The sequence below is a fragment of the Gemmatimonadaceae bacterium genome, from assembly GCA_035533015.1.
Lineage (GTDB): Bacteria > Gemmatimonadota > Gemmatimonadetes > Gemmatimonadales > Gemmatimonadaceae > JAGWRI01.
This window is the reverse complement of sequence record DATLUQ010000038.1, coordinates 1-9,286: the sequence shown is the minus strand read 5'-3', so window position 1 is coordinate 9,286 and position 9,286 is coordinate 1. Positions and strand designations below refer to the sequence as shown.

The following is a 9,286-nucleotide window of genomic DNA, read 5'->3' as shown; positions in this document are numbered from 1 at the left end:
TCGAATTCCGCGTACCGCTCGAGGCGTGTTTCGAAGCGACGATTGCGGGGATGGGTGCCGGTCACCGGCGCAAGACGCGCAAGGCGTTGCGGGGCGGCCTGGAGTTCATCGAGGACACGTCGCTGGCGGGCGCCATGACGCTTCGTGAACTCCAGGACGTGACGTACGGCCGCCGATATGAACACGGAAACCGGAGCGCCCGGGCCTGGGCGGTGGAGGACTACCGCATCGTGATGAGTGCCTATCTCGCGCAGCGGGCCATCCGATTCTGGTTCGTGCTGCGGGATGGGCGCCCGCTCTCCGGTGCCGGCGTCATGATGTTCGGCGAGCAGGCCTACTACCTCCTGGCCGGAACGAGCCGGGAGGGTTACGAGTGCGACGCCGCATATGCCGTGATCGGCCACCTCATCGCGTATCTGACCTCGCAGGGCATACGCGAGTTGAACTTTGGCGGCATGGCCGTGGGCACGGAGGAGCAGGGGCACATCGAACACGGGCTCTACCGGTTCAAGACCGGATTCGGGGCCCGCGTGGTTCGGTGCTACACGGCGACGGGCTCGACGTAGGCGGGGTCCCTGTCACCACCGCCGCCGCCCTTTTTCTTGGGCGGCGGCCCGCCCTTGCCGGGCGGCCCCTTTGCCGGCGAAGCCTTGGCCGGCTTGGCCTGCCTCACCTTCTCCATCTGCTGCGGGTTCAGCGGACGCCCGGGATTGGCCTGCATGGCTTTGGCCCGGTCGTTGAACGGCGGGTTCGGGGGCGGCGGCGCGCGTTTCGTGATGATGGGCCGCGGAATCGCTCGCCGCGTCTGGCCCGCGGAGGGAGGCGCTGCACGCCCTGGCGGCGGGGGAGCCGCCCTGGTGACGGGCGGCGGCGCGGCCTTGGTGATGGGCGGGCGCCGCTCGGCGCCGCGCGCCGGCGTTGGAGTCGGGTGCGCAGTGCGCACGGTGGGTGCGCCCTGGATCATGGGCGGTCGGCGCACGGCCGGCGGCCGCGGCGCGGGCGCGCCACCCGAGGCCGCCCGGCCGGTGGGCATCACGGCCGGATGCGACTGCGCCTGCGCGCGGTCGATCTCGGGGGCGCCCACGCGCATGACCGACCCGTCCACGCGGTGTCCATCGCGGAAGTTCTCGCTGGAGACGGCGGTGAAGCCGTCGACGCGATGGGCGTACCGGATGCGCGAGACGTCGGTGACGCGCACGAACACGTCGATGTCGCGCACCCCGCGCACGTTCGCCGAGTTTACCCTTCTCAGATAGCGGGGGCCGTAGTGGTACCAGGGGATGTACGGATCCCGTGGGCCGAGCGGGAACCAGGCCTGAATGCCGACGCCGATTCCCCCGCCGCCCGCGAACACGACCAGGGCGGGCGAGTAGCAGGGGGCGGCAATGGGACCGGGCACCCACGCCCAGGCGGCGCCGATCAGTGCCCACCGTCCGTAGTGGAACGGCGCGAACCCCCAGGGCTCGTCGTCCACCCACACCCAGCCCCACGGCTCCACCCACACCCAGTGCCCGAAGCGGTACGGCGCCCACCCCTGGATGCCCGGGGGCGGATACCACACGATGCCGTACTCGGCGGTGTTGGTCCAGCGGCCGTAGTGGTGGAGGTCGGTGCATCCCGGGATGTCGGCGCTCATGTACCGTCCGCAATCCGCGGAGGCGAACTGGGCGTCACGGTCGGCGCTCCACGAGTCGAAATCGCTGTTACGGAGCGGCGGTATGGTGGCGATGTCGATGGGGTTGGTGCCGGAGAGGCGCACGGTCTGGGGTCCGCGCACGGTCTGCGCGAGGCCCGGTCCGTAGGTGTCAACGGCTCCGTCATCGACGGTGAGCAGCGTGTAGTCGGCGTTGGTGGGCACCACCACGCGGTAGTGCCCGGGCGCGCGAACGATGAGGGCGCCGTTCGGGGTGTCGATCTCCACGGAATCGTCGGCCGCCAGCCGGTACACGCTCAACCGCAGCGTGCCCTGGGCGACGCCGAGCTGCGCCAGGTGGTCGGTGAGATTGGTGATCGTGAGGTCGGTGCTGTCGGCAATGCGCGCGCTGAACGGACCGACCTCGAGTTCGGCGCGCGAACCGGCGTCGGTGAACAGGCGATCGCCGGTGGTCATGGAATAGTTGAGCGTTGCGACGCTCCAGCCGCTGTCGCCCGACGCCTGCAGCGAGACGGTGCCGGCGAGATCGCTGACGCGGGCCACGCGCGTTGGGGGGTCGTCGGCGCTCAGGGTCTGCGCCGCCAGCACGCGCGACGTTCCAAGAAGCAGAAGGGCCGGTACGACGCACCGGCGGAGGGACTGCCGAGCGATCCCGAGAACATATGCCTGCCGCGCCATACGACGCTCCGCGTGTCTTGGGTTGCGTGTGAGTAACCGCGAATCGGGGCGAAGTTCCCACGGATGGGCGGCTGTTGAACCATGCCATGGATTGCCCGTCGCGGACAGTGCACCATTCTCCCTCACGCCGTCAGGCGGGGCCTGATCGCGGAAAGCCGTTGATCCGGCACGGGGGCGGGGGCGTCGGGGCGCGCGATACCGCGCCCGCATTGCCAGACGACGAATGTATTGGCACCTTTGGGTTCGCTGGCCGCCACGGGCGCGGCCGGCGGCTCCCGTCACCCTCGCTGCGATCACTCTGTCGTCCGACTCCCGGCTTCGTCGTCTCGCGCCCTGGCTCGTGGCCGCGGTGGCCTGCGCGGTGTACGCCAACGCGCTCGCCAACGGGTTCGCGCTCGACGACCGCGTGATCGTGGCGCAGAATCCGAACGTCCACCATCTCGCGGCGTTCGGCGATGCGTGGGTGTCGGCGTACTGGCCGAATCTTCCGTTCCAGGTGGGGCTCTACCGCCCGCTCACGATCGTGAGCTACATGCTCGAGTGGGCGCTGTGGCACGGGAGCCCGGTGGGGTTCCACCTGGTGAACGTGCTGCTCCACGCCGCGGTGAGCGCGCTGTTGGTGGTGCTGATGCTGCGGCTGGGCGCGCCGGTGCTGGCCGCGGCGGTGGGGGGGCTGCTGTTCGCCATCCATCCGGTGCACGTCGAGGCGGTGGCGGGGATCGTGGGGTACGCCGAGCTGATGATGACGCTGCTCGTGCTCGTGGCGTGCCGTGTGCACCTGGCGCGGCGGGGGCCGGCGACCGTGCGATGGCTGGGGATCGCGGTCTGCTTTTTGGCCGCGCTGCTGGTGAAGGAGACGGCGGTGGCGCTTCCGCTGCTGCTCGTGGTGGTGGATTTTCTGGATCCCGAGCGCCGCGTGCCGCTGTGGCGCGCCGTGTGGAACGACGCGCCGCTGTACGTGCTGCTGGCCGGGGTGTTCGGCGGGTATCTGGGCCTCCGCTACGCCGTGCTCGGGGTGCTGGCCGGCACGACGCCGGCGACGGCGCTGTTGGGGGTCTCGCCGGCCGTGCGCGTGGCCACGGCCGTGCGGATGTGGCCGGAATATCTGCGTTTACTAATATGGCCGCGCGATCTGGTGGCGGACTACGGGCCCAACGTGCTGGTGGCCGCGTCGTGGCGGGAGCCGGCGGTGTACGCGAGCCTGCTGTTGGGGGGCGTGGTGCTGGCGAGCGCGGCGGCGCTGCGGCATCGCGCCCCCTGGTGGACGGCGGCGGTGGCGTGGTTCGTGGCCTCGGTGTTCGTGGTGTCGAACCTGATCGTGCCGGTGGGCGTGCTGCTGGCCGAGCGAACGCTGTACCTGCCGTCGGTGGGGGTGGCGTTCGCCGCGGTGCCGCTGGTGGCGCTCGGGCGGCGGCGCGCCCGTGCGGCATGGGCCGTGGGAGTGCTGGTGACCGTACTCGCCATCGCGCGGGTGTGGACGCGCACCCCGGTGTGGCGATCGACGGACACGCTGCTCGCCCAACTGGCCCAGGCGCATCCGGAGTCGTTCGAGGGGCAGAGCTACCTGGGCGACTCGGCGATGCACGCCGGGCATGCGGCGGAGGCCGTGCGCCACTACGCGGTGGCGTATGGACTGGTGCCCTCGCCGTTCATTGGCGGGAGCTACGCCAAGGCGCTCATTCTGGTGGACAACTGGGCCGAAGCGGAACGCGTGGCCCGCGCGTCGTGCACGAGGGACAACCCGGGCGCCTGCCTGACGCGGATCGACGCGCTGCTCGGCGAGGGGCGGTCGGGGGAGGCGTGGGGGTTGGCAGATTCGCTGTCCATGCACGAGGCGCCGTCGGCGGCGCTGGCGGCGCGGCTGCTGCGTTCGGCCCGCATGATGGGGGACACGGCGCGCATCCGGCAGGCGGAGACGTTTGCGAATGCGGTGGCGGGGCGTCGGTGAGCAGGGGCGTGTGGTGCGCGGCAGCGGCCGGCGGAACTCGCGCGGGCCAATTTCCGTACGAGATTACGTGACGAGTTCTTACGGGGGTTCCGATGTCTGATGCATCTGCGTCGAGAAAGTGGGCGGGCCGCGGGATCCAGCTCGCGCTGGTGGTGGTCGCCGTGGCGTTGGCGGTGCACTGGGTGGGGGGGCGATTCGGGTCCGCGACCGACCATCTGCACGTGAGCGACCTCAAAACGCTGCCCGACACGCTCGGCCCGGGCGACCTCCGGATATACAACAGCGACAGCACGATGGACCTGGTGCTGATCGGTGACAAGCTCGCGGCGGGGCTCTCGCCGAAGATGGTGGCGAAGATCCGGCAGCACCTGGATTCGTCCAAGAGCAGCGACTCCGGGCTGGGCGGGAGCATCGCCGGCCTCGTCAAGAATTCGGTGGCCGGCGCGATCGGGTCGCACGCCGAATTCCCGCTCAAGGACCTACGCGACCTGCGATTCGAGAACGGCCATTTCGTGTTCGACTGGAAGAGCGGGGGCGAACACGTACTGTTCAAGGACACCAGCGTGAACGGGGAGAAGACGGACAATACGTTCGGCGAGGCGGATGCCCAGCGGTTCATTGCCGCCGTGAAGGCTCGACAGAAGGAGTTGGGTTTCATTCCGTAGTGCCGCCGGCGGATGCCGGCGGTCGACCCTCATGTCCAGGATTGACGTCATGTCGCTATTCGCAGTTCGCGGCCGTCGTGCCGCCGCCGTTGGGATGACGATGCTGATGGCTGCGCCGGCCGGAGCGAGCGGGTTCCACGCGCCGCCGCGGCCGCCTGCCATCCGGCACGTGTTCGTGATCGTGCTGGAGAACAAGAACTACGACGCGACGTTCGGGGCGGGCAGCGCGGCGCCGTACCTGGCCCACACGCTGGTGCGGGCGGGGGCGCTGCTCCGGCAGTACTACGGCACCGGGCACGTGAGTCTGGACAACTACATCTCGATGATCTCAGGCATCGCGCCCAATGAGGCCACCCAGAGCGACTGCGGCCGGTACGTGGAGTTCGTACAAACCGGTATGGCGCCGGATGGACAGCCGATCGGGCAGGGGTGCGTCTATCCAGCGCACGTGGCGACGATCGCCAACCAGTTGGCCGCCAAGCGGCTCACGTGGAAAGCGTACATGGAGGACATGGGCAACGACCCGGCGCGCGAATCGGCCACCTGCGGCCACGTGCCGATCGGCACCGTGGACCAAACCGAGAGGGCGGCGCGCAACGACCAGTACGCGGCCAAGCACAATCCGTTCGTGTACTTCCACTCGATCATCGACTCGGCGTCGTGCCAGACGAACGTGGTGCGGCTGGACGCCCTGCCGCGCGATCTCGCGCTGGCGGCGACCACGCCCAACTATTCGTACATCGCGCCCAACCTGTGCAACGACGGACACGACCAGCACTGCGCCAACGGGGAGACGGGCGGGTTGGAAGGGATCAACCGCTTTCTCAAGGAATGGGTGCCGCGCATCACGGGGTCGCCGGCGTTCAAACGCGACGGGCTGCTGATCATCACGTTCGACGAGGCGCTGAGCGCCGACAAGTCGGCGTGTTGCAACGAGCCGACCGGACCGAACACGAGTTCACCCGGCGCCGGCGGACCGGGCGGGGGGCGGATCGGCGCGGTGGTGCTGTCTCCGTTCATCCGGCCGGGCACGGTGTCGGACGTGCCGTACAACCACTATTCGATGCTGAAGAGCGTCGAGGAGATTTTCGGGTTGTCGTATCTCGGGTATGCCGGGCAGAAGGGGTTGGTGGCGTTCGGCAACGACGTGTACACGCGGGCGGCAGGCAGGTAGCGTCGCGAGGCTGGACGCGCTCGACGCCGGCTAGTCGTAGCGGAGCGCTTCTACCGGATTGACGCGGGCGGCGGCGCGGGCGGGGACGATGCTGGCAAGCATTGCGAGGAGCGCCCAGATGAGGGCGGCCACCACGTACGTGGTGGGGTCGAGCGGCGTGACGCCGAACAGCTTGCTGGCCAAGAGCCGCGCGAGCGCTACCGCGCCGCCGGTGCCGAGCACCAGTCCGACGATGGTGAGCAGCGCGGACTGTCGGACCACGAGTTTGACGACGGCCGCCTCGCGGGCGCCGAGTGCCATGCGGATGCCGATCTCGTGGGTGCGCTCGGCGACGGCAAAGGCTACCACGCTGTAGAGGCCGATGGTGGCGAGCAGGGCGGCGAGCGCGGCGAGGACGCCGACGAGACGGGCGAAGAGGTAGCTGTCGCCTACCGAACGCCGCACCATGGCGGCGTACGGCTGCGCGGTGGGCAGGGGGAGGCCTGGTGCGACGCGGGCGAGAATGGCGCGGACGTCGTGGCGGAGGTCGGCGTCGGGGCGCGGAGAGCGGATGACGAGCGCGAAGAACCGGTTCAACGAGCGCGCGAGCATCCCGGCGAGGGCCGGGGTATAGACCGCCAGGCCGCCCGCGGTCTTGGGCCCTTCGATGTGGACGTCGCCCGTTACGCCGACCACGGTTTTCAGTTCGGGGGCGCCAAAACTCCGTACCGCGAACTGGCGGCCGACGGGATCGGCGTTCCCGAACAGGGCGCGCGCGGCGGACAGACTGATGATCGCCGACTGCGACGTGGTGTCGTCGAACTCGTCGGGCGTGAAGGCGCGGCCGTGGATGATCGCGATGCGGAGCGCCCCGAAGAAGCCGGGCGAGACCGTGAACGACTTCACGTTCAGCAGGCCCTTGGTGGTGGTGTCGCCGACAGCGTGGATCGCTTCGCCGAAGTAGGCGCCCATGCTCGGCAAGCTGGAGGCGATGGCGGCCGTCTGGACGCCGGGCAACGCCGACGCCTGCTCGAGGACGTCGTGCCGCAGCGTCTCGATGCGATCGGGTGCATAGCCCTGGGGCCCCGCGTTGATCCAGTACACCGAGACCTGTGCCGGATCGAATCCGAGGTCCACGTGGGCGAGGTCGTACAGCGTACGGCCAAGGAGCACGGCCCCGACGACCAGCGCCATCGCGGCCGCGATCTGCACCACGGTGAGCGTGCTGCGGGCCGGCGCGCGGCCACCGGAATGGCTGCGCGTGCCGTCCTTGAGGTGGCGCATGGGATCGTGCCGGAGCGCGGCGAGCCCCGGGGCGAGTCCGAACAGCACGCCCGTGCCCACGCAGAGTGCGAGCATCGCCGCGAGCACGCGTCCGTCGAGCGCGAGGTGCTGATACGTGCCGACCGCCCCCAGCGGCGTGGAGGCGAATATGCGGGACAGGCCCACGGCGACCGCCAGCCCCGCCAGACCGCCGGCCAGCGAGAGCAGGACGCCCTCGACCATGTGCTGGCCCACGAGGCGCGCCGCCGAGGCGCCAAGTGCGCGGCGCACCGCCAATTCCTCGCGGCGCCGCACGCCCCGCAGGAGGAGCAGGTTGGCCACGTTCGCGCACGCGATGAGCAGCACGAGGCCCACGATCCCGAGCAGGAGACGTGCGACGTTTACCGTGTAGCCCCGGGACCAGGACGGCATGCCAAGGTCCGCGTTCACGACGGCGTGGCATTCCTTGTAGACGTCGTTGATGCCCGGGAATTGGGCGACCAGGATATCGAGGCGGCGATTGGTCTCGTCCTGCGCCTGGTCCGGCGTGACCCCGGGGCGCAAACGGCCTATCAGGTTCATGAATGAATTTTCACGCCGGTCGCCGAGTTCCATCGGCTGGTGGACCAACTGCGCATAGGCCGACGGCGGGAACCAGAGATCCAGTTGACCCGTTCGGTCGGTGCCGCGGAAGCCCGGCGGCGCCACGCCGATGATCGTGAACTGCGCGCCGTTGACATCCACCTGCCGGCCCAGCACGCTGCGCCGGCCGCCAAAGGCCGCCTGCCAGAGCGAATCGCTGATGATCAGGACGCGGTCGGACGAGCTGGGCGCGAGCTCGGCGCTGGAAAAGGCCCGTCCCAAGCGCGGCACGACGCCGAGCAGGCCGAAGTAGTCGCCGAGCACGATGACGGACTGGACGTCCGTCGGCTCGACTCCCGGCGCCGCCAACTGGGTTTGAACAGGGGCGTACCCGGCGAGGCTCGCGAACGATTTCACGGTGCCCGCGAGATCCACGAAGTTCGGGTACGAGATGCCGGTGGGGGAGATGCCGCCGCCGGGCATTTCCCGCTGGAACCCGACCGACACGACGTGCCCCCCGTCGCGCACGCCCGGCACCGGCCGGAAGAGCGCCCAGTTGGCCCAGCCGTACACGGCCGTCGTCGCGCCGATGCCCACCGCGATGGTGAGCACCACCACCGTCGTGAACGCCGGCCGCTTGGCCAGCGTGCGCACGGCAACGCGGAGGTCGGTGGCCAGCGCGTCGAGCCACCCGGTGCCGCGCTCGGCGCGCACGGCCTCTTTGAAGCGCTCCACGCCGCCGAACCCGGCCATGGCGCGGCGGCGCGCCTCGGCGGGCGTCATGCCGAGCGCGACGTTCCGCTCCGTCTCCATCTCGATGTGGACGCGCATCTCGCGCGCCATGTCGCGCTCCACGCGGTCGCGGGCGAACAGCGCGCGGACCCAGAGGACGGTGCGGCGAAAGACTGGCATGGGCCGGCGGCTACTCGCCGGCGTCGAGGATGAGATCAACCGCACCGACGAACCGCCGCCAGCTCTCCACCTCGCTGCCCAGCGCGCGACGGCCGGCGCGGGTGAGCGAATAGTACTTGGCCTCGCGGTTGTTCTCCGTGGTGCGCCATTCGCTCGTCACCAGGGCTTTCTTTTCCAGGCGGTAGAGGGCGGGATAGAGCGATCCCTGGCCCACCTGCAGCGCGTTCGCGGAGAGCTGCTGGATGCGCTGGCTGATGCCCCATCCGTGCATGGGGGCCAGCGAGAGCGATTTGAGGACGAGCAGGTCGAGCGTGCCCTGCAGCACGTCGGCGGACGGGGCCATCGGGTCTCCTGTCGAACGGACAGAGGAGAATGCGATGCCTTCTGTCGGGTGTCAAGGGGAAGGCGCGGGCCGGGGGCGCGGTGGGCGC

The 9,286-nt window shown here is 70.0% G+C and carries 7 protein-coding genes; 4 read left to right on the top strand and 3 right to left on the bottom strand.

Features of this window, described 5'->3' with window-relative positions; all coding sequences use genetic code 11:
* The coding region (locus tag VNF92_07725) for a GNAT family N-acetyltransferase (GenBank protein HVA57763.1) at positions 1-566 on the top strand (566 nt) is incomplete at its 5' end.
* Here the strand turns inward: VNF92_07725 and VNF92_07720 are convergent.
* A complete protein-coding gene (locus VNF92_07720; GenBank protein HVA57762.1) occupies positions 542-2,197 on the bottom strand; it encodes a DUF6600 domain-containing protein in 1,656 nt (551 codons plus the stop codon). The genes VNF92_07725 and VNF92_07720 overlap by 25 nt on opposite strands.
* 358 nt (positions 2,198-2,555) lie before the next feature.
* Between VNF92_07720 and VNF92_07715 the strand changes: the two genes are divergently transcribed.
* From VNF92_07715 to VNF92_07705, 3 genes are all read left to right on the top strand, one after another.
* Complete coding sequence (locus VNF92_07715; GenBank protein ID HVA57761.1) at positions 2,556-4,280, top strand: hypothetical protein; 1,725 nt, start codon at positions 2,556-2,558, stop codon at positions 4,278-4,280.
* A 92-nt stretch (positions 4,281-4,372) separates the two neighbouring features.
* The gene (locus VNF92_07710) at positions 4,373-4,945 is read left to right on the top strand and encodes a hypothetical protein (GenBank protein HVA57760.1); all 573 of its coding nucleotides are present in this window, start codon (positions 4,373-4,375) and stop codon (positions 4,943-4,945) included.
* 49 nt (positions 4,946-4,994) lie between these two features.
* The gene (locus tag VNF92_07705; GenBank protein HVA57759.1) at positions 4,995-6,119 is read left to right on the top strand and encodes an alkaline phosphatase family protein; all 1,125 of its coding nucleotides are present in this window, start codon (positions 4,995-4,997) and stop codon (positions 6,117-6,119) included.
* 30 nt (positions 6,120-6,149) lie between these two features.
* Here VNF92_07705 and VNF92_07700 read toward each other — a convergent pair whose 3' ends face one another.
* On the bottom strand, positions 6,150-8,855 hold the full coding sequence (locus VNF92_07700) for an ADOP family duplicated permease (GenBank protein HVA57758.1): 2,706 nt from the start codon (positions 8,853-8,855) through the stop codon (positions 6,150-6,152).
* A gap of 10 nt (positions 8,856-8,865) precedes the next feature.
* Positions 8,866-9,198, bottom strand: a complete 333-nt coding sequence (locus VNF92_07695) for a PadR family transcriptional regulator (protein ID HVA57757.1) — start codon at positions 9,196-9,198, stop codon at positions 8,866-8,868.
* Positions 9,199-9,286: the final 88 nt, after the last annotated feature.